General features: G+C 58.5%; 20 protein-coding genes. 14 read left to right on the forward strand and 6 right to left on the reverse strand.

The window, feature by feature from the left end:
* Positions 1-61 precede the first annotated feature (61 nt).
* Positions 62-550: a DUF3015 domain-containing protein gene (locus PSH88_RS04270; protein ID WP_007901840.1), complete on the reverse strand. Its 489-nt coding sequence runs from the start codon at positions 548-550 to the stop codon at positions 62-64.
* Between the two features lie 276 nt (positions 551-826).
* On the opposite strand from PSH88_RS04270, the gene PSH88_RS04275 reads away from it, so the two are divergent.
* Entirely contained in the window at positions 827-3,265 is a 2,439-nt protein-coding gene (locus PSH88_RS04275; protein ID WP_305425073.1) for a Lon protease family protein, read from the forward strand.
* A gap of 302 nt (positions 3,266-3,567) precedes the next feature.
* Complete coding sequence (locus tag PSH88_RS04280) at positions 3,568-3,909, forward strand: PA4575 family protein (RefSeq protein ID WP_007901845.1); 342 nt, start codon at positions 3,568-3,570, stop codon at positions 3,907-3,909.
* 5 nt (positions 3,910-3,914) lie between these two features.
* On the opposite strand, the gene PSH88_RS04285 is transcribed toward PSH88_RS04280, so the two are convergent.
* Positions 3,915-5,744: a hypothetical protein gene (locus tag PSH88_RS04285; protein WP_305425075.1), complete on the reverse strand. Its 1,830-nt coding sequence runs from the start codon at positions 5,742-5,744 to the stop codon at positions 3,915-3,917.
* A 160-nt stretch (positions 5,745-5,904) separates the two neighbouring features.
* Between PSH88_RS04285 and PSH88_RS04290 the strand changes: the two genes are divergently transcribed.
* The 3 genes from PSH88_RS04290 (at position 5,905) to bamJ (ending at position 7,545) form a co-directional block, all read left to right on the forward strand.
* Positions 5,905-6,393, forward strand: a complete 489-nt coding sequence (locus PSH88_RS04290) for a TIGR00645 family protein (RefSeq protein ID WP_007901849.1) — start codon at positions 5,905-5,907, stop codon at positions 6,391-6,393.
* Positions 6,394-6,500: 107 nt separating this feature from the next.
* A complete protein-coding gene (locus PSH88_RS04295) occupies positions 6,501-6,797 on the forward strand; it encodes a DUF6482 family protein (protein WP_305425076.1) in 297 nt (98 codons plus the stop codon).
* Between the two features lie 130 nt (positions 6,798-6,927).
* Positions 6,928-7,545, forward strand: coding sequence for a BamJ family beta-barrel-assembly machinery protein (gene bamJ, locus PSH88_RS04300; RefSeq protein ID WP_007901858.1), 618 nt, complete (start codon positions 6,928-6,930; stop codon positions 7,543-7,545).
* Between the two features lie 143 nt (positions 7,546-7,688).
* Here bamJ and PSH88_RS04305 read toward each other — a convergent pair whose 3' ends face one another.
* From PSH88_RS04305 to PSH88_RS04315, 3 genes are all read right to left on the reverse strand, one after another.
* On the reverse strand, positions 7,689-7,946 hold the full coding sequence (locus PSH88_RS04305) for a PA4570 family protein (RefSeq protein WP_095055691.1): 258 nt from the start codon (positions 7,944-7,946) through the stop codon (positions 7,689-7,691).
* 205 nt (positions 7,947-8,151) lie between these two features.
* Positions 8,152-8,493: a zinc ribbon domain-containing protein YjdM gene (locus tag PSH88_RS04310; protein WP_010467527.1), complete on the reverse strand. Its 342-nt coding sequence runs from the start codon at positions 8,491-8,493 to the stop codon at positions 8,152-8,154.
* Positions 8,494-8,671: 178 nt separating this feature from the next.
* Positions 8,672-9,640, reverse strand: coding sequence for a polyprenyl synthetase family protein (locus PSH88_RS04315; protein ID WP_030129461.1), 969 nt, complete (start codon positions 9,638-9,640; stop codon positions 8,672-8,674).
* 240 nt (positions 9,641-9,880) lie between these two features.
* Between PSH88_RS04315 and rplU the strand changes: the two genes are divergently transcribed.
* The 5 genes from rplU (at position 9,881) to PSH88_RS04340 (ending at position 13,641) form a co-directional block, all read left to right on the forward strand.
* Positions 9,881-10,195, forward strand: coding sequence for a 50S ribosomal protein L21 (rplU, locus tag PSH88_RS04320; RefSeq protein ID WP_007901869.1), 315 nt, complete (start codon positions 9,881-9,883; stop codon positions 10,193-10,195).
* A 35-nt stretch (positions 10,196-10,230) separates the two neighbouring features.
* Positions 10,231-10,506: a 50S ribosomal protein L27 gene (gene rpmA, locus PSH88_RS04325; RefSeq protein ID WP_007901871.1), complete on the forward strand. Its 276-nt coding sequence runs from the start codon at positions 10,231-10,233 to the stop codon at positions 10,504-10,506.
* Positions 10,507-10,699: 193 nt separating this feature from the next.
* Entirely contained in the window at positions 10,700-11,923 is a 1,224-nt protein-coding gene (gene cgtA, locus PSH88_RS04330) for an Obg family GTPase CgtA (protein ID WP_305425077.1), read from the forward strand.
* Positions 11,924-12,045: 122 nt separating this feature from the next.
* The gene (proB, locus tag PSH88_RS04335) at positions 12,046-13,164 is read left to right on the forward strand and encodes a glutamate 5-kinase (protein WP_305426936.1); all 1,119 of its coding nucleotides are present in this window, start codon (positions 12,046-12,048) and stop codon (positions 13,162-13,164) included.
* Positions 13,165-13,176: 12 nt separating this feature from the next.
* Positions 13,177-13,641 (forward strand): CreA family protein, encoded by a 465-nt coding sequence (locus PSH88_RS04340; RefSeq protein WP_305425078.1) that lies wholly within the window; start codon positions 13,177-13,179, stop codon positions 13,639-13,641.
* Positions 13,642-13,826: 185 nt separating this feature from the next.
* On the opposite strand, the gene rpsT is transcribed toward PSH88_RS04340, so the two are convergent.
* Entirely contained in the window at positions 13,827-14,105 is a 279-nt protein-coding gene (rpsT, locus tag PSH88_RS04345; protein ID WP_007901883.1) for a 30S ribosomal protein S20, read from the reverse strand.
* A 252-nt stretch (positions 14,106-14,357) separates the two neighbouring features.
* On the opposite strand from rpsT, the gene murJ reads away from it, so the two are divergent.
* The 4 genes from murJ (at position 14,358) to lspA (ending at position 20,313) form a co-directional block, all read left to right on the forward strand.
* A complete protein-coding gene (gene murJ / locus PSH88_RS04350) occupies positions 14,358-15,896 on the forward strand; it encodes a murein biosynthesis integral membrane protein MurJ (protein WP_305425079.1) in 1,539 nt (512 codons plus the stop codon).
* Positions 15,897-16,025: 129 nt separating this feature from the next.
* A complete protein-coding gene (gene ribF / locus PSH88_RS04355; RefSeq protein WP_007901886.1) occupies positions 16,026-16,976 on the forward strand; it encodes a bifunctional riboflavin kinase/FAD synthetase in 951 nt (316 codons plus the stop codon).
* Positions 16,977-19,808 carry an isoleucine--tRNA ligase gene (ileS, locus tag PSH88_RS04360; RefSeq protein ID WP_305483471.1) on the forward strand — a complete coding sequence of 944 codons (2,832 nt, stop codon included), beginning with the start codon at positions 16,977-16,979 and terminating at the stop codon, positions 19,806-19,808. It begins immediately after the preceding gene.
* Complete coding sequence (gene lspA / locus PSH88_RS04365) at positions 19,801-20,313, forward strand: signal peptidase II (RefSeq protein WP_305425080.1); 513 nt, start codon at positions 19,801-19,803, stop codon at positions 20,311-20,313. Before ileS ends, lspA begins: the two co-directional genes overlap by 8 nt.
* The last annotated feature ends 7 nt before the right edge of the window (positions 20,314-20,320 follow it).

Below are 20,320 nucleotides of genomic sequence, written 5' to 3' on the forward strand. Positions count from 1 at the left end.
GCCAAAAGAGCCAGGTTCAAAAAATAAAACCCGCTCCCCAAAGAGAGCGGGCCGGTCGAGCTTAAGCTTGAGTGGCGTACTTGGCCAGACGAGGATCGCTTTTCAGCACGGCCAGGGTGTTGGTATGCACGTCATCAGCGGTCACGTCAGCTTTGCTGAAGATCTGCTGGAAGTGCTGATGAGTCACAGCGGCGAAGTGCGCACGGTCTTCCGGCGCCACGCCCAGTACCACGGCGTAAGTGGTCAGCGCTTCGCCCTGACCTTTAGCCATGTCTTCGGACAGCTCGTTCATCATGCCATTCATGGCGATCCAGGATTTGCCGCCATAGGTCAGCGACGCGTTGGTCGAGCAACCGTTGGTACCGGAGGTCATACCGAATGTTGCGTTACCGGAAGTGCCGTTGGTGGTGGATGCCAGGAAGTGTGCCGGGGTGCCACGCTGACCTTCGAACAGCATGTTGCCCCAACCGCAGTCCGGACCGCCTGGCGCCTGAGCCATGGCGTTGATGGATACAGCGGTGAAGAGAGTACCGAGAAGAATCCGTTTCATAGCTATGTTCTCTTTGTGTGCATACCAATGGACAGGGTGCTGGCCCCTAATGGTGCCAGTGGGCCGGTTATTCGTTCCAGCCGCGCAGTTTGGAGTTTAGGCACGTTCCGGGGGTTCCGTTACTTTTTGCGAAACATTCGTTGAAAACCCTGATTTTGAGCCACTCGGCCCGAGGCTGAGGGTTTGTCTGAGCTTTGGCTATAGGCGCGCCTTGCCAGTGAGGTACGGGCAGCGCCAGAATGCCGCTATCTGCCCCGCCTGATGTAAGGAAGCCCGATGCCTGATCCTGTTGCTGCCAGCTTGCGTCTAGCGCCTGAAGCGCTGACCCGTCCGTTTTCCGCTGAACAGTTCAGCTTCTCTACCACCAATGATCTGGAGCCCTTCCGCGGTGTGCTTGGCCAGGAACGTGCGGTCGAAGCCTTGCAGTTCGGTGTGGCCATGCCACGCCCCGGTTACAACGTATTCGTCATGGGCGAGCCCGGCACCGGCCGGTTTTCGTTCGTCAAACGCTACCTCAAGGCCGAAGGCAAGCGCCTGCAGACCCCGGCGGACTGGGTCTACGTCAATAATTTCGATGAGCCGCGCGAGCCTCGTGCGCTGGAATTGCCGTCGGGCACCGCCGGTGCTTTCATCGGTGATATCAACGGTTTGATCGACAACCTGCTGGCGACCTTTCCGGCGGTGTTCGAGCACCCGTCCTATCAGCAGAAGAAAAGCGCCATCGACCGCGCTTTCAATCAGCGTTATGACCGTGCACTGGATGTGATCGAGCGTCTGGCGCTGGAGAAAGAGGTCGCGCTCTACCGCGACAGCAGCAACATCGCCTTCACCCCGATGAGCGAAGGCAAGGCGCTGGATGAGGCTGAGTTCGCCCAGTTGCCGGAAGCCGAACGCGAACGCTTTCATGACGACATTTCCGGGCTGGAAGAGCGGTTGAACGAAGAACTCGCCAGCCTGCCGCAATGGAAGCGCGAGTCGAGCAATCAACTGCGTCAGCTCAACGAAGAAACCATCACCCTGGCTTTGCAGCCATTGCTCGCGCCGCTGTCGGAAAAGTACGCGGAGAACGCAGGCGTTTGCGGTTATCTGCAAGCGATGCAGGTGTACCTGCTCAAGACGGTGGTCGAGCAACTGGTGGACGACAGCAAGACCGACGCCATCGCCCGCAAATTGCTCGAAGAGCAATACGCTCCGAGCCTGATGGTCGGCCATCCGTTCAGCGGCGGTGCGCCAGTGGTCTTTGAGCCGCACCCGACTTACGAAAACTTGTTCGGCCGCATCGAGTACACCACCGATCAGGGCGCGCTCTACACCACGTATCGACAGTTGCGTCCGGGTGCGCTGCACCGCGCCAACGGCGGCTTCTTGATTCTTGAAGCGGAAAAAATGCTCAGCGAGCCGTTCGTGTGGGATGCGCTCAAACGCGCGCTGCAATCGCGCAAACTGAAAATGGAATCGCCGCTGGGGGAGATGGGCCGTTTCGCCACTATGACCCTTACTCCGCAACACATTCCGTTGCAGGTCAAAGTCGTCATCATCGGCGCCCGGCAGCTCTACTACACGCTGCAAGACCTCGATCCGGACTTCCAGGAGATGTTCCGTGTCCTGGTGGATTTCGACGAAGACATCCCGATGGTCGACGAGAGCCTGGAGCAATTCGCCCAGTTGCTCAAAACCCGTACGTCCGAGGAAGGCATGGCGCCGCTGACCGCCGATGCGGTGGCGCGTCTGGCGACTTACAGCGCGCGTCTGGCCGAGCATCAGGGGCGACTGTCGGCGCGAATCGGCGATTTGTTCCAACTGGTCAGCGAGGCGGATTTCATTCGCGACCTGGCGGGTGACGACATGACCGACGCCGGGCACATCGAGCGTGCGCTCAAGGCCAAGGCGACCCGCACCGGGCGCGTTTCGGCGCGGATTCTCGATGACATGCTGGCGGGGATCATCCTGATCGACACCGATGGTGCGGCTGTCGGCAAATGCAACGGGCTGACGGTATTGGAAGTCGGCGATTCGGCCTTCGGCGTGCCGGCGCGGATTTCCGCCACGGTTTATCCGGGCGGCAGCGGCATCGTCGACATCGAACGTGAGGTCAACCTCGGCCAGCCGATTCACTCCAAAGGCGTGATGATCCTCACTGGGTACCTCGGCAGCCGTTATGCCCAGGAATTCCCGCTGGCGATTTCCGCGAGCATCGCCCTGGAGCAGTCCTACGGTTATGTCGACGGTGACAGCGCGTCTCTTGGCGAAGCGTGCACGCTGATCTCGGCCTTGTCGAAAACCCCGCTCAAGCAGTGCTTTGCAATTACCGGTTCGATCAACCAGTTCGGTGAAGTGCAGGCGGTAGGCGGGGTCAACGAGAAGATCGAAGGTTTCTTCCGACTCTGCGAAGCCCGTGGTTTGACGGGGGAGCAAGGGGCGATCATTCCTCACGCCAACGTCGCCACGCTGATGCTCGACGAGAAGGTGCTGGCGGCGGTGCGCGCAGGGCAGTTCCATGTCTACGCAGTGCGCCAGGCCGATGAGGCCCTGAGCCTGTTGGTCGGTGAGCCGGCCGGTGCGCCGGATGAGAATGGCGAATTCCCTGAGGGCAGCATCAATGCGCGGGTAGTGGAACGCTTGCGGGTGATTGCGGAAATGGTCAGTGAAGAAGACCTCAAGGAAGCCGAAAAGGAGTTGGCGCAGGAAGCAATGCTGGAAATCAAACCGGCCTGACGCAACCTCCACGTGGAGCGGGCTTGCTCGCGAAGACGGACTAACATTCAACATCAATGTCGACTGTTATGCCCCTTCGCGAGCAAGCCCGCTCCCATAGGGTTTTGTGTTCAATGCCAATAAAAAACGCCGTCAAAATGGCGTCAATATTCACGCAGTGACCACTCGGCACCTTCTAGTCTCGGTTCGCGTGCGAGCCAGACTTTTCTTCTATTATCTGCTCAAGGATATCGACAGTAATCACTGGATCGAGACAGCCTTCCCGTGGAGGCTGAATACCGGATCTACCGAGGGTCGCCGCCATGTCGCGCAACCTCTGCCTCACCCGTCAATGCCTGGGCCTTGTGACCCGTATCGAATGTGCCATCCGCCCACTGGCGGGGGATACGGGCATGTGGACCTTACTCTTCGCCGCCGGAATGGCCGGCGAGCAGCCTTCCGCCATCAAGGCCCAAGGCCCGTTCCGTGGGCCGGTCGTGGCTGAATCGATCCTCGATACCATCGTTGAAAGTCTGACCTTGCATGGCTACGAGCTGGCCGACGACCCGCAAATCTGGTGCCTGCATCTGCAAGCCCAGTTGCGAGAGATCAATGGTGGTCGTTACCGCAACCTTAGCGGTCCCGAGTTTCGGCCCGAGCACTGAATAGACTATTGATCAAGGTTGCCTGGCTCAGCCTTGTCGAGTTTGACCTCAAACCCGTATTGCACGGTGGTGAGGTTGGTTCGCTGATAAGTTTCCAGACGTGTGGGCTGGCCATAGAAGTAATGCACTGCAAATAACGCCGGGCCTTGCGCGCTGGCGTCGTGACTGACTGAAAGAATCTCCTTCAGATAGTTGCCACTGTCGTCCTTGGCGAAAAAACGCCAGTCCTGGACTGGAAACAGCTTCAAATCCACCACCAACGCATTTCCTTTGAGCTCAAGGCCTTTGGGCAATTGGCGGGCGTCGTACGATTGTTGGTCGACAGTCGCCAGAAACTGCGGCATGGAGCCCACGGCGTAGGCCGGAGTTTCCGGAAACAGGTTCAGATCATAGATGATGGCGCCGCGTATCGGATCGACCTGATACGCCTCCGGCGGCAGCTCGATCGGTCCATCGCGCTGGCCGTTGCGGTCTTGGGTAAAGAACGTCACCGGGCTTTCGCCGGGATTGAAAGAGGTGCCGAGCAGTTCGTCATTGAAGCTTCTGGGGTGATCGAATTCGATGCGCGCGGCACTCGGTTCATCCACCGACTGACTGATGCTGATGCTTTTTTTCAGTTGCTCCTCGTTCAGCGTTGCGCCCTTGAGCCAGGTCGCGGCCTGGTCGTCATACACCACCACCGGCAAGGTCAGTGGCTGGATGGTTTTTTCCGTGGTGTGCGGGTCGAAGCGGCGTATCGGCAGGTCCAGGTCCTTGTGGGTCACCGTGACCGCCGAGAAGTCCAGCAAGCTGACTTCGACGGTGTCGATCGGTCCGTTGAAATAGACCTTGGTGTAATGACGGATTTGTTGCTTTTCAAACGCACGCTGCTCGTCATCGAGCTGCTTTTCGAACGCTTCGCTCCAGGCCTTCTGCTGCTGCATCTGTGTCAGTTGTTTTTGATAAAACGCAATTTGCTCGGCGGTTTCGTTGATCGCCCCTGAGCGAGAGAGGAATTGCCCGGTGGCGTCCCTGGCCTGAACGATCAATGGGTTGAGTGAAATGTCACGTGTCTCGGGGGCCAGCGGCACGCTGTTACTGAATTCGATTTCGGCGTAGTTATTGCCCAGTTTCAATAAGGTGACACTGAGATTGTCGTTGGTGCGAGTCTGGCCGACGTCCTTTTTCGTCAAATCGAAGCTGTAGAGCCGGCGTGGGGCGATGACTTCCACCTTGCCTTGCAGGCTCACCGGTTGTGGTTGGCTCTTCTTATCCACATCCAGGCCTTCGATGAAGGGGTAGGTCACCGTCAAATCATCGGGGTTGGTCAGGTTGGAGCTCGACGGGCTCAACTGAATGCCGGGATCGGTTTCCGACCACTCCGGCTGGAACGCGATGACGCGCTTGTTGCTCAGGGTCACCGATTGCCATTCCAGGCCATGAGGAAAAAGGAACGCACCCGGAATGTTGAAATTGAAGGGGAATACCGGTTGCAGGTCGGTCAGGTAATCCGAGCTGGACTCCTTGTGCAGCACGAACAGACCGTTGATGTAGGTGTCGACCAGCGCCTGGGGCGTGGGGTAGTGCTTGAGCACGGCGAGGGCATCTTCGCCGTATTCGGTGACGACTGGTTTGGTGTCGAGCTTCAGTTGCGCGCGCTCGAGTAATAACAGCGAACCGCCTAGCTCGGCCACGGCATCCTTGAGCTTGGGGTCCTCGATCGTCTCCAGGGATTGTTCGAACTGTGCGATCTTTTCTTCGAGGCTGACCTGACGTTTCTCATCGCTGGGTGAACAACCTCCGAGGAGTAACGTGAGGCAAAGTCCGGCACTCATTAAAGGCAATCGCACATCCATTTCCAGTTTTCCTGTCCGACGTCGCTGACCGTTCAATGATCTGGACACTAGCAGAAAAACTTTGTCACACACACGCAGGTTGCGGATTTTCCGGCGGTTTCTGGGTGTAACAGGTGGCTGTTATACTCGCCGCCATTTCCAGCCCCTTGTGTGAGATTCAATGGAACGCTTTATCGAAAATGCAATGTACGCCTCCCGCTGGTTACTGGCGCCGATCTATTTCGGTTTGTCCCTGGGCTTGCTGGCGTTGGCACTGAAATTCTTCCAGGAAGTCTTCCACGTCATTCCTAACGTGTTCTCGATGGCCGAGTCGGATCTGATTCTGGTACTGCTGTCGCTGATCGACATGGCGCTGGTGGGCGGCCTGCTGGTGATGGTGATGATCTCCGGTTACGAGAACTTCGTTTCTCAACTGGATATCGACGACAGCAAGGAAAAGCTCAACTGGCTGGGCACCATGGATTCGTCTTCGTTGAAGATGAAGGTCGCGGCTTCCATCGTGGCGATTTCGTCGATCCACCTGCTACGGATCTTCATGGATGCCAAGAACGTCGATCCCGAGCATTTGAAGTGGTACGTGGTCATTCACATGACCTTCGTGGTGTCGGCGTTTGCCATGGGCTATCTGGACAAGCTGACCAAGCACTGATCCTTGTGGGAGGGTGTGTGAAACAGACGGGCGGTGCCGTTTGTGGCTTGTACTTTGGCGCGTCGAGGCATATCCATGTAGGGATCGTCACTGCCTGAGGTGCGCACATGAACCTGCAAGAGTTGAATGCGTATGCCGTCGCCGGAAAGATCGATGAGCTGAACCTGATCTCGATGGAAGGCGTGTTCTACGTGCTGGAGGCTCGGATGCATGGCTCGGCCTATCCATTGCTCGACGCCCACGGCAAGACAATGCAGCTTCGCTCGGTCGAGCATGCGCGTGAGGTGCTTCACGCCTTTCCCAAGCTGTCGTTCAACGTGGTGCATACCTCGGTTCAGGACGAAATGTGCGGTGCCAGCACTGAGGAAAGCCTGAAAGTTCCAATCACCTTCCGTTCTGCGTAACAGCCGACGCCGCTCATCAACGTAGCGGCATCTGTGCTAGTCTGCTCGCCCTTTTGATTCCGGGCGCGTTCCGGGACGCGCTGTGCACGCACGGCAAGTTCCAGGGCCGTCCGCATAGCGGAGCAGTGTCATGTCCGAAGTAAATCTGTCCACCGACGAAACCCGCGTCAGCTACGGAATTGGCCGTCAGTTGGGCGACCAGCTGCGTGACAACCCGCCACCGGGCGTTAGCCTGGACGCGATCCTGGCTGGCCTGACCGACGCGTTCGCCGGCAAGCCAAGCCGTGTGGGGCAGGAAGAAATGTCCGCCAGCTTCAAGGTGATCCGCGAAATCATGCAAGCCGAAGCGGCAGCCAAGGCTGAAGCCGCTGCTGGCGAAGGTCTGGCTTTCCTGGCTGAAAACGCCAAGCGTGAAGGCATCACCACTCTGGCTTCCGGCCTGCAATTCGAAGTACTGACTCAAGGTGAAGGCGCCAAGCCAACCCGTGAAGATCAAGTGCGCACTCACTACCACGGCACCCTGATCGACGGCACTGTGTTCGACAGCTCCTATGATCGCGGTCAGCCTGCAGAATTCCCGGTAGGCGGCGTCATCGCTGGCTGGACCGAAGCCCTGCAACTGATGAACGCCGGCAGCAAATGGCGCCTGTACGTGCCGAGCGAACTGGCTTACGGCGCTCAAGGCGTTGGCAGCATTCCGCCGCACAGCGTACTGGTATTCGACGTCGAACTGCTCGACGTTCTGTAATCCCTGAGTGTCGGAACGGGCTCGGTCATGTGGGAGCGGGCTTGCTCGCGAAGGCGGTGTGTCATTCAGCGATGATCTTGAATGTTATGGCCTCTTCGCGAGCAAGCCCGCTCCCACAGGGCTCGCTCCGACATATTGCATTTTCATATTTCGATCTTGTGATGCAGCTCATTCGTCGGGCGCAACGCCCGGGCATAGCAGAACAGAAACAGATTGCGTACCAGTTCCTTGAGCACCACCGGCTCACTGGAACTCAAGCCGTTGACGTCCAGATCACCCTGATCCTGTAGCTCGTTCAAGGCTTCTTCTTCAAGCACCGCACAGACTTCCCCGGTTTCCCGATGCAGGATTCTGAGGTAGGGATGTGGGCGGTCCAGCCAGGCATCGATCAAATAAGTCATGAGTCTCATCTCCATTGATGGGTTTCAATGAGAATAATTCTTATTCATCAAATAGCAAGGGTCTATTGGCGATTTGTGTTTTTTTCTGCGGGGGGTTGCCGGGCGTCAAAACGACTGGCGTTTGGCTGCTGCGCGGGAATGCTGGGTGATGTGGGGAAGGGCGAAGCACCATCCCACGCCAGGCGCGGGATGGAATACAGCAGATTCAGACTTTTCTGACGAACTCGGATTTGAGTTTCATCGGGCCGATGCCGTCGATCTTGCAGTCGATGTCGTGGTCGCCATCGCACAGGCGGATGTTCTTGACCTTGGTACCGACCTTGACCACCAGCGACGTGCCTTTGACCTTGAGGTCCTTGATCACGGTGATGGTATCGCCGTCCTGCAGGACATTGCCGACCGAATCCTTTTTCACGGTGTCATCGGAGGCCGCTTCGGCTTCGCCGCTGGCGGACCACTCGTGGGCGCACTCCGGGCAGATCAGCTGTGCGCCGTCTTCATAGGTGTATTCGGAATTGCATTTCGGGCAGGGTGGCAACGTGCTCACTAAAGCTCCTTGGATTCAGGATGGCTAAAAAGCGCACATTATATAGGGTTTATACGGGGAGAGGGTGGCACATGATTTTGTAGGATCGAGGTTTGCCTGCGAACGCGGTGTGTCAGTCACATTGGTGTCGACTGGTAGATCGCATTCGCGGGCAAGCCGCGCTCCTACAGGGTATGTGTCAGTGTGTGCGGGCGACCGCAAACTCGCTCAATTCCACCAATGCATCGCGGTATTCGCTGGCGGGCAGGGCGTCGAGGCACTTGATCGCACGGGCCACGTAATCGCGGGCCAGTTGCGCGGTGTAATCCAGCGAGCCGGAAGCTTCAACGGCCTCGCGAATGCTTTCCAGATCTTCGATGCCACCTTTCTGGATCGCCTGACGAACCAGTGCAGCCTGCTCCGGAGTGCCTTCGCGCATGGTGTAGATCAGCGGCAGCGTCGGTTTACCTTCGGCCAGATCGTCGCCGACGTTCTTGCCCAAGGTTTCGGCGTCGCCACGGTAATCCAGCAGGTCGTCGACCAATTGGAACGCCACTCCCAGGTGATCGCCGAAGGTGCGCAGTGCTTCGCTCTGTTCCGGCGAGGCGCCGGCCAGGGCCGCGGCACTGTGGGTCGAGGCTTCGAAGAGCATCGCGGTTTTGCCGCGGATGACTTCCATGTAGGTTTCTTCGGTAGTGCTGGCGTCGCGGACCTTCGACAGCTGCAACACTTCGCCTTCGGCGATGATGCGCGTGGCTTGCGAAAGGATCTTCATCACCGGCATGGAGCCCAGTTCGACCATCATTTCGAAAGAACGCGAATACAGGAAGTCGCCCACCAGCACGCTTGGTGCGTTGCCCCACATGGCGTTGGCGGTCGAGCGGCCACGGCGCATGCCGGACATGTCGACGACGTCATCGTGCAGCAGGGTGGCGGTGTGCAGGAACTCGATGGTCGCGGCCAGCAGGCGCAGGTCATCGCCTTCACGGCCGAGTGCCTTGCCGCACAGCAGCACGAGCAACGGGCGCAGGCGTTTACCGCCAGCCGAGGTAATGTAGTCGCCGATTTTCGATACCAGCGGCACTCGGGAAGTCAGCTGTTTCTTGATGATGCCGTCGACGGCGCTAAAATCGTCCGCCACCGCGCGGTAGAAAGCTTGGGGTTGCATCAGCGACAGTTGCTCCAGAAGGGTTGCGCGGCATGCTAGGACCCACGTCCGGGCCTGTCAAGGCACGATGGACAGCCTCTTGCATCGCCCCGGCAGCTTGCGTACAATCGCGCACCCTGAACTTCCTGGGCAGCACCTGCCTTACGCAATTGCAAACAGGCCTTCCAGCCTTATGCAGCCATGCCAGCCAATACCTCTTCTTATAAAGAGCTGGGTGAGCAGGATTATCGGAGAAATACCATGTCTTATGCAGTAATCGTTACTGGTGGCAAGCAGTACAAAGTTGCTCCAGGTGAATACCTGAAGATCGAAAAACTGGAAATCGCTACCGGCGAATCCGTTACTTTTGATCGCGTTCTGTTGGTTGCCAATGGCGACGACGTGAATATCGGCGCTCCAGTTGTTCCTGGCGCTACCGTTGTGGCTGAAGTGATCTCCCAAGGTCGTCACGATAAAGTCCGCATCATCAAGTTCCGTCGCCGTAAGCACCACATGAAGCGTATGGGCCACCGCCAGTGGTACACCGAGATCAAAATCACCGGTATTCAGGCTTAATTTCAGCCTAATTCCTCACTAGGAGAATTGAACTCATGGCACACAAAAAAGCTGGTGGTAGTACCCGTAACGGTCGCGACTCAGAAGCCAAACGCCTTGGCGTGAAGATGTATGGCGGCCAGGTTATCATTCCGGGCAACATCATCGTGCGTCAGCGCGGCACCCAATTCCACGCTGGCTACGGCGTTGGCATGGGCAAAGATCACACTCTGTTCGCTAAAATCGACGGCGTGATCAAGTTCGAAGTAAAAGGCGCCTTCGGTCGTCGTTACGTAAGCATTGTCCCGAAGACTGACGTCGTCGCGGCATAATTACGTAGTTGCTGGAAAAGCCCTGTCTTGCGACGGGGCTTTTTCGTTTGTGGGGTGAGTCTCTTGCAAAGCTGTTTGTGATGGGCTCCAGCGCTGTATTGGCGGTCGTTGATTGAGGTCGCTGCGCTCATTTTTGCAAGAGTCTTATGTCTAGGTTTTTTCGGCTCGTCCGTATGGCGAGAGGCGTTTTGTTATGAAGTTTGTTGATGAAGTATCGATTCGAGTAAAGGCCGGGGACGGCGGCAACGGTTGCATGAGCTTCCGTCGCGAAAAATTCATTGAAAACGGCGGCCCGAACGGCGGTGACGGTGGTGATGGCGGCTCGGTTTATATGGTTGCCGACGAGAACCTGAATACCTTGGTGGACTACCGTTACACCCGGCACTTCGATGCCGAGCGCGGTTCCAACGGCGGTAGCACTGACTGCACCGGTAAGAAAGGTGAGGAGCTGGTGCTGCGCGTTCCGGTCGGTACTACCGTCATCGATTCCGCGACTCAGGAAGTGATCGGTGACCTGACCAAGGCCGGTCAGCGTCTGCTGGTGGCTCACGGCGGCTGGCACGGTCTGGGTAACACTCGTTTCAAATCCAGCACCAACCGCGCACCGCGTCAGACCACGCCGGGCAAACCGGGTGAGCAGCGCGACCTGAAGCTGGAAATGAAGGTGTTGGCGGATGTCGGTCTGCTCGGTTTGCCGAACGCCGGCAAAAGTACCTTCATTCGCTCGGTATCGGCTGCCAAGCCGAAAGTCGCCGACTACCCGTTCACCACTCTGGTGCCGAACCTGGGTGTGGTCAGCGTCGATCGCTGGAAGAGCTTCGTGGTGGCGGACATTCCGGGTCTGATCGAAGGTGCTTCCGACGGTGCGGGCCTGGGGATTCGTTTCCTCAAGCACTTGTCGCGTACCCGTCTGCTGCTGCACCTCGTCGACATGGCGCCGCTGGATGACACCAGTGCTCCGGATGCCGCTGAAGTAATCGTCAGCGAGCTGACCAAGTTCAGTCCCTCCCTGGCTGAGCGTGATCGCTGGCTGGTGCTGAACAAGTGCGACCAGATCCTTGAGGAAGAGCACGACGCTCGCGTCAAGGAAATCGTTGATCGTCTGGAGTGGACCGGTCCGGTCTACGTGATCTCCGCGATCGCCAAGCAAGGCACCGAGCGTCTTTGCCATGACATCATGCGTTACCTGGAAGATCGTGCCGATCGTCTGGCTAACGACCCGGCCTACAAGGAAGAGCTGGCCGAGCTCGATCGGCGCATCGAAGATGAAGCGCGCGCCCAGTTGCAGGCGCTGGACGATCAGCGTGCCCTGCGTCGCAGTGGCGTGAAGTCGGTCCATGACATCGGTGATGACGATTGGGACGAAGAAGATGTGGATGACGAAGACGGTCCGGAAATCATTTACGTGCGTGACTGATTCGTTGCGATAAACTTAAGCGCCGCTCACTAGAGCGGCGTTTTAGTATCTGGAAATCGGTAGTCACGAATAACGTTAGGGCAGCGCCGGGTCGTGCTGTCCTCAAGCTAAGGTTGAAGATGATGCGGAGCAAGGTGACAGGTGCGCAGCGTTGGGTCGTGAAGATCGGCAGCGCTTTGCTGACGGCGGACGGCAAAGGCCTGGATCGCGCGGCAATGGGTGTCTGGGTCGAGCAGATGGTTGCCCTGCACGAAGCGGGCGTTGAGCTGGTGCTGGTGTCCTCCGGGGCGGTGGCGGCGGGCATGAGTCGTCTGGGCTGGACCGTACGACCCAGTGCAATGCACGAGTTGCAGGCGGCTGCCGCCATCGGTCAGATGGGGTTGGTGCAGGCCTGGGAGTCGAGCTTCGCCGAGCATGGCCGGCATACCGCGCAGATTCTCCTGACTCACGACGATTTATCCGACCGCAAGCGCTACCTGAACGCTCGCAGTACGCTGCGGGCGTTGGTCGAACTCAAGGTGATCCCGGTGATCAACGAGAACGACACCGTGGTCACTGACGAAATTCGTTTCGGCGACAACGACACGCTGGCGGCGCTCGTGGCGAACCTGGTTGAGGCCGATTTGTTGGTGATCCTCACTGATCGCGATGGCATGTTCGATGCCGATCCGCGCAACAATCCCGACGCCAAGCTGATTTATGAGGCGCGTGCCGATGATCCGGCGCTGGATGCGGTGGCTGGCAGCACGGGCGGAGCGCTGGGTCGTGGCGGTATGCAGACCAAGTTGCGCGCTGCGCGTCTGGCGGCGCGTTCCGGTGCGCACACCATCATCGTTGGTGGGCGCATTGAGCGAGTGCTGGATCGTCTCAAGGCGGGCGAGCGCGTCGGCACCTTGTTGTCACCTGAGCGCGGCATGTTGGCGGCGCGCAAGCAGTGGCTGGCCGGGCATCTGCAAACTCGCGGCACGCTGGTGCTGGATGCGGGTGCGGTGACGGCGCTGTCCCAGGGCAACAAAAGTTTGCTGCCGGTGGGCGTCAAGCTGGTCCAGGGCAGTTTCCGTCGCGGCGAAATGGTGGTCTGCGTGGCGCCGGACGGTCGTGAAATCGCCCGTGGCCTGGCTAACTACAGCGCTCTGGAAGCACAAAAAATCATCGGTCAGTCGTCTGAGGCGATTGTCGGTTTGTTGGGTTACATGGCGGAGCCGGAACTGGTTCACCGCGATAACCTGATTCTGGTCTGAAGGAATACCTGAATGCGTGTGGCAAAAGGATTATTGGGCTTATTGTTGGCGATGCCGCTGCTGGCCTTGGCCGATGAAATTGGCCAGGTGTCGACGGTGTTCAAGTTTGTTGGTCCGAACGACCGTATCGTTGTCGAGGCGTTTGATGATCCGAAGGTGGATGGCGTGACATGCTACCTGTCGCGCGCCAAGACCGGCGGCGTAAAGGGTGGCTTGGGTCTGGCTGAGGATCGCGCTGAAGCATCTATTGCGTGCCGTCAGGTCGGTCCGATCAACTTCAAGGGTGAGCTCAAGGATGGCGAGGAGGTGTTCAAGGAGCGCACATCCTTGGTGTTCAAGACCATGCAGGTGGTGCGATTCCTCGACAAGAAGCGTAATACGCTGGTGTATCTGGTTTATAGCGATCGTTTGATCGAGGGCAGCCCGCAGAATGCGGTGACGGCGATTCCCATTCTGCCGTGGGCGCACGCTCAATAATTTGACGCAGACCCAAATGTGGGAACGAGCCTGCTCGCGATAACGGACTGGCATTCAGCATTTATGCTGGCTGGACGTCCACTATCGCGAGCAGGCTCGCTCCCACATTTTTTTTGTGGTGTATTTGATAAATCGCAGGCAATAAAAAACCGACCCTGAGGTCGGTTTTTTAACGAGCGCGTCGCTTAGGCAGCAGCGGCAACGTTCAGGGCCTTGACGTGGCCATTCAGGCGGCTCTTATGGCGAGCAGCTTTGTTCTTGTGGATGATGCCTTTATCGGCCATGCGGTCGATAACTGGCACAGCCAGAACGTAAGCAGCTTGAGCTTTGGCAGCGTCTTTTGCGTCGATGGCTTTAACTACATTCTTGATGTAGGTACGAACCATGGAACGCAGGCTGGCGTTGTGGCTGCGACGCTTCTCAGCCTGTTTTGCACGTTTTTTGGCGGAAGGTGTGTTGGCCACCGTCGAGCTCCTCGAAAGACTTTTTAGGAAATAGCAAACAAAATAGGCCGCGAATCATGCCGATGAGTTGATGTCTTGTCAAGGGCGGTTGAGACGATCCGCTAAGTGGCAGGCATAGAGCGCCGGGATATTTCTTTCCGGCGTGCGACCTGTAAACTCGCGAGCTTTGGCTCTGTGCTGTTGCGGCGCGGAGTATCGCATAAGTGGGCGCGTTGTTCGCCTGCTGTTTATCGACAGGCAAAAACTCTTTCAATGAATCTGCTCAAATCGTTGGCCGCTGTCAGCTCTATCACAATGCTTTCCCGGGTGTTGGGGTTCGTTCGCGACACCCTTATCGCTCGCGCATTTGGTGCGGGAATGGCGACAGACGCCTTCTTTATCGCCTTCAAACTGCCCAATCTGCTGCGGCGGATCTTCGCCGAGGGCGCATTTTCCCAGGCCTTCGTGCCGATTCTCGCCGAATATAAAAGCCAGAAGGGTGAGGAGGCGACGCGAACCTTCATTGCCTACGTCTCGGGCCTGCTGACGCTGGTGCTGGCGCTGGTCACCGCGCTGGGCATGCTCGCCGCGCCTTGGGTCATCTGGGCCACGGCACCGGGTTTCGTCACGACCCCGGAAAAATTCGAGCTGACCACCGATCTGCTGCGGGTCACTTTTCCTTATATATTGCTGATCTCCCTGTCTTCATTGGCCGGAGCGATCCTCAATACATGGAATCGCTTCTCGGTGCCGGCCTTCGTGCCGACCCTGCTCAATGTCAGCATGATCATCTTCGCGGTGTTCCTGACGCCGTATTTCGATCCGCCGGTAATGGCGCTGGGCTGGGCTGTTCTGGTGGGAGGCCTGGCGCAATTGCTGTTTCAGCTGCCGCACCTGAAAAAAATCGGCATGTTGGTGCTGCCACGTCTGAATCTGCGCGACAGTGGTGTCTGGCGGGTCATGAAACAGATGCTGCCAGCGATCATCGGCGTTTCGGTGAGTCAGATTTCGCTGATCATCAACACCATATTTGCTTCGTTTCTGGTGGCCGGTTCCGTGTCCTGGATGTATTACGCCGATCGCCTGATGGAGTTGCCATCCGGCGTGCTGGGTGTGGCACTGGGCACGATTCTGCTGCCGACTCTGGCCAGGACCTATGCCAGCCAGGATCGCCACGAATACTCGCGGATCCTCGATTGGGGGCTGCGCCTGTGCTTCATGCTGGTATTGCCGTGCGCCCTGGCGCTGGGGATTCTGGCGGAGCCGCTGACGGTTTCGCTGTTCCAGTACGGTCAGTTCAGCGCTTTCGATGCGGCAATGACCCAGCGTGCGCTGATTGCTTATTCCGTCGGTTTGCTGGGGATTATCGTCATCAAAGTGCTGGCGCCGGGCTTTTATGCGCAACAAAACATCCGCACCCCGGTAAAAATCGCGATTTTCACCCTGATCGTCACCCAGTTGTTCAACCTTGTGCTGATCGGTCCGCTGGCTCACGCCGGTCTGGCCCTGGCCATCAGCGCGGGTGCCTGCATCAACGCCGGGCTGCTGTTCTATCAGCTGCGCAAGCAGCAGATGTATCAGCCGCAACCGGGCTGGGCAAAGTTCGGGCTCAAACTGCTGGTGGCGGTGGTGGTGATGTCCGCGGTATTGCTGGGCGCAATGCACTTCATGCCGGCTTGGGCGGAAGGGCATATGCTGGAGCGTTTGCTGCGTCTGGGCGCATTGGTGATCGCCGGCGTGGTGGCGTATTTCGGCATGTTGCTGTTGATGGGCTTCCGTTTGCGTGACTTCAATCGCAAGGCTTTGAGTTGAGGCTTTTGTCTCGATAAACACGGGCGGGCCGACTGTTTTGTCGGCTCGATCACTTTGGGTTACGGTGTTGCCTGTCGTCGGCCGCCGGGTGTGGTTATAATCGACCACTTTATGAGCAAGAAGCGCGTTATGCAGCTGGTTCGAGGCCTCCACAACCTGCGCCCCCAGCATCGGGGCTGTGTCGCCACTATTGGCAACTTTGACGGTGTTCACCGTGGTCACCAGGCTATCCTGGCCCGGCTGCGTGAGCGTGCGCTCGAGTTGGGCGTGCCCAGCTGTGTGGTGATTTTCGAGCCGCAGCCGCGAGAATTCTTCGCCCCGGACACCGCCCCGGCCCGACTGGCCCGCTTGCGGGACAAACTGCAACTGCTGGCCTTAGAGGGTGTCGACCGGGTGCTGTGCCTGGCGTTCAATCAGCGCTTGAGCAAACTCAGCGCCAGCGAATTCGTCGATACTATTCTGGTGGACGGCCTCGGCGTACAGCATCTGGAGGTCGGTGACGATTTCCGTTTCGGCTGTGACCGGCTAGGGGATTTCGATTTCCTGCAACAGGCTGGCGTCCTTCAGGGGTTTACCGTTGAAGCGGCGCAGACCGTCGAGCTGGACGGTATTCGTGTCAGCAGCACTCAGGTGCGTAACGCCCTGGCCGCTGCAGATTTTGCCTTGGCCGAGCGGCTACTCGGTCGTCCGTACCGGATTGCCGGGCGAGTCCTGCACGGCCAGAAGCTGGCGCGCCAGCTCGGTACGCCGACCGCCAATATACAACTCAAGCGTCGTCGTGTGCCGCTGTCCGGGGTTTATCTGGTCAACGTCGACATCGACGGCAAGACCTGGCCAGGCGTCGCCAATATCGGTGTGCGGCCAACGGTCCAAGGTGATGGCAAAGCCCACCTCGAAGTACATCTTTTGGATTTTGCCGGCGATCTGTATGACCGGCGTTTGACGGTGGTTTTCCACCACAAGCTGCGTGAAGAGCAGCGTTTCGCCTCTCTGGAGGCGCTTAAGACGGCGATCAATGCGGATGTCGCCGCCGCCCGTGCCCTGTCGCACCTAGCGCCAATCGCTAATGAAGAGCCTTAAATGACCGACTATAAAGCCACGCTAAACCTTCCGGACACCGCCTTCCCAATGAAGGCCGGCCTGCCACAGCGCGAACCGCAGATTCTGCAGCGCTGGGACAGTATTGGCCTGTACGGTAAGTTGCGCGAGATTGGCAAGGATCGTCCGAAGTTCGTACTTCACGACGGTCCTCCGTACGCCAACGGCACGATTCACATCGGTCATGCGCTGAACAAGATTCTCAAGGACATGATCATCCGCTCGAAAACCCTGTCGGGTTTCGATGCGCCTTATGTTCCGGGCTGGGACTGCCACGGTCTGCCGATCGAGCACAAAGTCGAAGTGACCCACGGCAAGAACCTGGGCGCGGACAAGACCCGCGAACTGTGCCGTGCCTACGCTACCGAGCAGATCGAAGGCCAGAAGTCCGAATTCATCCGTCTGGGCGTGTTGGGCGACTTCGCCAACCCGTACAAGACCATGGACTTCAAAAACGAGGCCGGTGAAATCCGCGCCCTGGCGGAAATCGTCAAGGGTGGTTTCGTGTTCAAGGGCCTGAAGCCTGTGAACTGGTGCTTTGACTGCGGTTCGGCCCTGGCTGAAGCCGAAGTCGAGTACGAGAACAAAAAATCCGCGACCATCGACGTGGCCTTCCCGATCGCTGATGAGGCCAAACTGGCTGCCGCGTTCGGTCTGCCATCGCTGGGCAAACCTGCTTCGATCGTGATCTGGACCACCACCCCGTGGACCATCCCGGCCAACCAGGCGCTGAACGTTCACCCGGAATTCAACTACGCCCTGGTCGACGTCGGCGACAAACTGCTGGTGCTGGCTGAAGAGCTGGTCGAGTCGTGCCTTGCCCGTTACAGCCTGGAAGGCTCGGTCATTGCGACCGCCACCGGTAAAGCACTGGAACTGATCAACTTCCGCCACCCGTTCTACGATCGTCTGTCGCCGGTTTACCTGGCTGAATACGTCGAACTGGGCGCGGGCACCGGCGTGGTTCACTCCTCTCCAGCCTACGGCGTAGACGACTTCGTGACCTGCAAAGCCTATGGCATGGTCAACGATGACATCCTCAATCCGGTGCAAAGCAACGGCGTGTACGCGACATCGCTGGAGTTCTTCGGCGGCCAGTTCATCTGGAAGGCCAACCCGGCCATCGTCGACAAACTGTCGGAAGTCGGCGCGCTGCTGCACACCGAAACCATTGAACATAGCTACATGCACTGCTGGCGTCACAAGACCCCGCTGATCTACCGCGCCACCGCGCAGTGGTTCATCGGCATGGACAAAGAGCCTGCGACCGGCGAAACCCTGCGCAAGCGGGCGATCAAAGCTATCGAAGAGACCAAATTCGTTCCGGCCTGGGGCCAGGCGCGTCTGCACTCGATGATCGCCAACCGTCCGGACTGGTGCATCTCCCGCCAACGCAATTGGGGCGTGCCGATCCCGTTCTTCCTGAACAAGGAAAGCGGCGAGCTGCACCCACGCACCGTCGAGTTGATGGAAATCGTCGCCCAGCGCGTCGAAGTCGAAGGCATCGAAGCCTGGTTCAAGATGGACGCCGCCGAGTTGCTCGGTGAAGAAGCGCCGCTGTACGACAAGATCAGCGACACCCTGGACGTCTGGTTCGACTCGGGCACCACGCACTGGCACGTCCTGCGCGGCTCGCACTCGATGGGTCACGAGACCGGTCCACGTGCCGACCTGTACCTGGAGGGTTCGGACCAGCACCGCGGCTGGTTCCACTCGTCGTTGCTGACCGGTTGCGCCATCGACGACCACGCCCCGTACCGCGAGCTGCTGACCCACGGTTTCACCGTCGACGAGTCCGGTCGCAAAATGTCCAAGTCTTTGGGCAACGTGATCGCGCCGCAGAAGGTCAACGACACCCTGGGCGCCGATATCATGCGTCTGTGGGTCGCTTCTACCGACTACTCGGGTGAAATGGCGGTTTCCGAGCAGATCCTGCAACGCAGTGCGGACGCCTACCGGCGCATCCGTAACACTGCGCGCTTCCTGCTTTCCAACTTGACCGGTTTCAACCCGGCCACCGACATCCTGCCAGCCGAAGAAATGCTCGCTCTGGACCGTTGGGCCGTGGATCGCACCCTGCTGCTGCAACGCGAGCTGCAAGAGCACTACGGCGAATACCGTTTCTGGAACGTCTACTCCAAGATCCACAACTTCTGCGTGCAGGAATTGGGCGGTTTCTACCTCGACATCATCAAGGACCGTCAGTACACCACTGGCGCCAACAGCAAGGCCCGTCGTTCGGCGCAAACCGCGCTGTACCACATCTCCGAAGCGCTGGTGCGCTGGATCGCGCCGATCCTGGCGTTTACCGCCGATGAGCTGTGGCAGTACTTGCCGGGCGAGCGTAACGACTCTGTGATGCTCAACACCTGGTATGAAGGCCTGACCGAATTGCCGGAAGGCTTCGAGCTGGACCGCGCCTACTGGGAGCGGATCATGGCGGTGAAGGTCGCGGTCAACAAGGAAATGGAAATCCAGCGCGCGGCGAAGGCCGTCGGTGGCAACCTGCAAGCCGAAGTGACGCTGTTCGCCGAAGATGCGCTGAGTGCCGATCTGGCCAAGCTGAGCAACGAACTGCGCTTCGTGTTGATTACCTCGACTGCCACCGTTGCGCCGTTCGTGCAGGCGCCGGGCGATTCCGTGGTCACTGAAGTTGGCGGCCTGAAGCTCAAAGTGGTCAAGTCGAGCCATGCCAAGTGCGCCCGTTGCTGGCACTGCCGTGAAGACGTTGGCGCGAACCCGGAGCATCCGGAAATCTGCGGTCGTTGCGTCGACAACATCAGCGGCGCAGGCGAGGTTCGTCACTATGCCTAACGCCGTTGGCCGTTTCGGACGGCTGAGCTGGCTCTGGTTGAGCTTGCTGGTCCTGGTCATCGACCAGGCCAGCAAGTTCTACTTCGAAAGCTCGCTGAGCATGTACCAGCAAATCGTGGTGATCCCCGATTACTTCAGCTGGACCCTGGCCTACAACACTGGCGCGGCGTTCAGTTTCCTGGCTGACAGCTCCGGCTGGCAGCGCTGGCTGTTCGCCCTGATCGCGGTGGTGGTCAGTGCGGTGCTGGTGGTCTGGCTCAAGCGCCTGGGGCGCAACGAAACCTGGCTGGCAGTCGCTTTGGCGCTGGTGCTGGGTGGCGCGCTGGGTAACCTGTACGACCGCATTGCCCTGGGCCATGTGATCGATTTCATTCTGGTGCATTGGCAGAACCGCTGGTATTTCCCGGCGTTCAACTTTGCCGACAGCGCAATTTCTGTCGGTGCCGTGATGCTTGCACTGGATATGTTCAAAAGTAAAAAGACCGGAGAAACCGTTCATGACTGAACAGGTA

The organism is Pseudomonas wuhanensis (assembly GCF_030687395.1).
GTDB classification, from domain to species: domain Bacteria; phylum Pseudomonadota; class Gammaproteobacteria; order Pseudomonadales; family Pseudomonadaceae; genus Aquipseudomonas; species Aquipseudomonas wuhanensis.

Bases quoted from the DNA above. Each gene is read 5' to 3' on its own strand.
- PSH88_RS04270 (WP_007901840.1), bottom strand. From the start codon at position 550: ATGAAACGGATTCTTCTCGGTACTCTCTTCACCGCTGTATCCATCAAC.
- PSH88_RS04275 (WP_305425073.1), top strand. From the start codon at position 827: ATGCCTGATCCTGTTGCTGCCAGCTTGCGTCTAGCGCCTGAAGCGCTG.
- PSH88_RS04280 (WP_007901845.1), top strand. From the start codon at position 3,568: ATGTCGCGCAACCTCTGCCTCACCCGTCAATGCCTGGGCCTTGTGACC.
- PSH88_RS04285 (WP_305425075.1), bottom strand. From the start codon at position 5,744: ATGGATGTGCGATTGCCTTTAATGAGTGCCGGACTTTGCCTCACGTTA.
- PSH88_RS04290 (WP_007901849.1), top strand. From the start codon at position 5,905: ATGGAACGCTTTATCGAAAATGCAATGTACGCCTCCCGCTGGTTACTG.
- PSH88_RS04295 (WP_305425076.1), top strand. From the start codon at position 6,501: ATGAACCTGCAAGAGTTGAATGCGTATGCCGTCGCCGGAAAGATCGAT.
- bamJ (WP_007901858.1), top strand. From the start codon at position 6,928: ATGTCCGAAGTAAATCTGTCCACCGACGAAACCCGCGTCAGCTACGGA.
- PSH88_RS04305 (WP_095055691.1), bottom strand. From the start codon at position 7,946: ATGACTTATTTGATCGATGCCTGGCTGGACCGCCCACATCCCTACCTC.
- PSH88_RS04315 (WP_030129461.1), bottom strand. From the start codon at position 9,640: ATGCAACCCCAAGCTTTCTACCGCGCGGTGGCGGACGATTTTAGCGCC.
- rplU (WP_007901869.1), top strand. From the start codon at position 9,881: ATGTCTTATGCAGTAATCGTTACTGGTGGCAAGCAGTACAAAGTTGCT.
- rpmA (WP_007901871.1), top strand. From the start codon at position 10,231: ATGGCACACAAAAAAGCTGGTGGTAGTACCCGTAACGGTCGCGACTCA.
- cgtA (WP_305425077.1), top strand. From the start codon at position 10,700: ATGAAGTTTGTTGATGAAGTATCGATTCGAGTAAAGGCCGGGGACGGC.
- proB (WP_305426936.1), top strand. From the start codon at position 12,046: ATGCGGAGCAAGGTGACAGGTGCGCAGCGTTGGGTCGTGAAGATCGGC.
- PSH88_RS04340 (WP_305425078.1), top strand. From the start codon at position 13,177: ATGCGTGTGGCAAAAGGATTATTGGGCTTATTGTTGGCGATGCCGCTG.
- murJ (WP_305425079.1), top strand. From the start codon at position 14,358: ATGAATCTGCTCAAATCGTTGGCCGCTGTCAGCTCTATCACAATGCTT.
- ribF (WP_007901886.1), top strand. From the start codon at position 16,026: ATGCAGCTGGTTCGAGGCCTCCACAACCTGCGCCCCCAGCATCGGGGC.
- ileS (WP_305483471.1), top strand. From the start codon at position 16,977: ATGACCGACTATAAAGCCACGCTAAACCTTCCGGACACCGCCTTCCCA.
- lspA (WP_305425080.1), top strand. From the start codon at position 19,801: ATGCCTAACGCCGTTGGCCGTTTCGGACGGCTGAGCTGGCTCTGGTTG.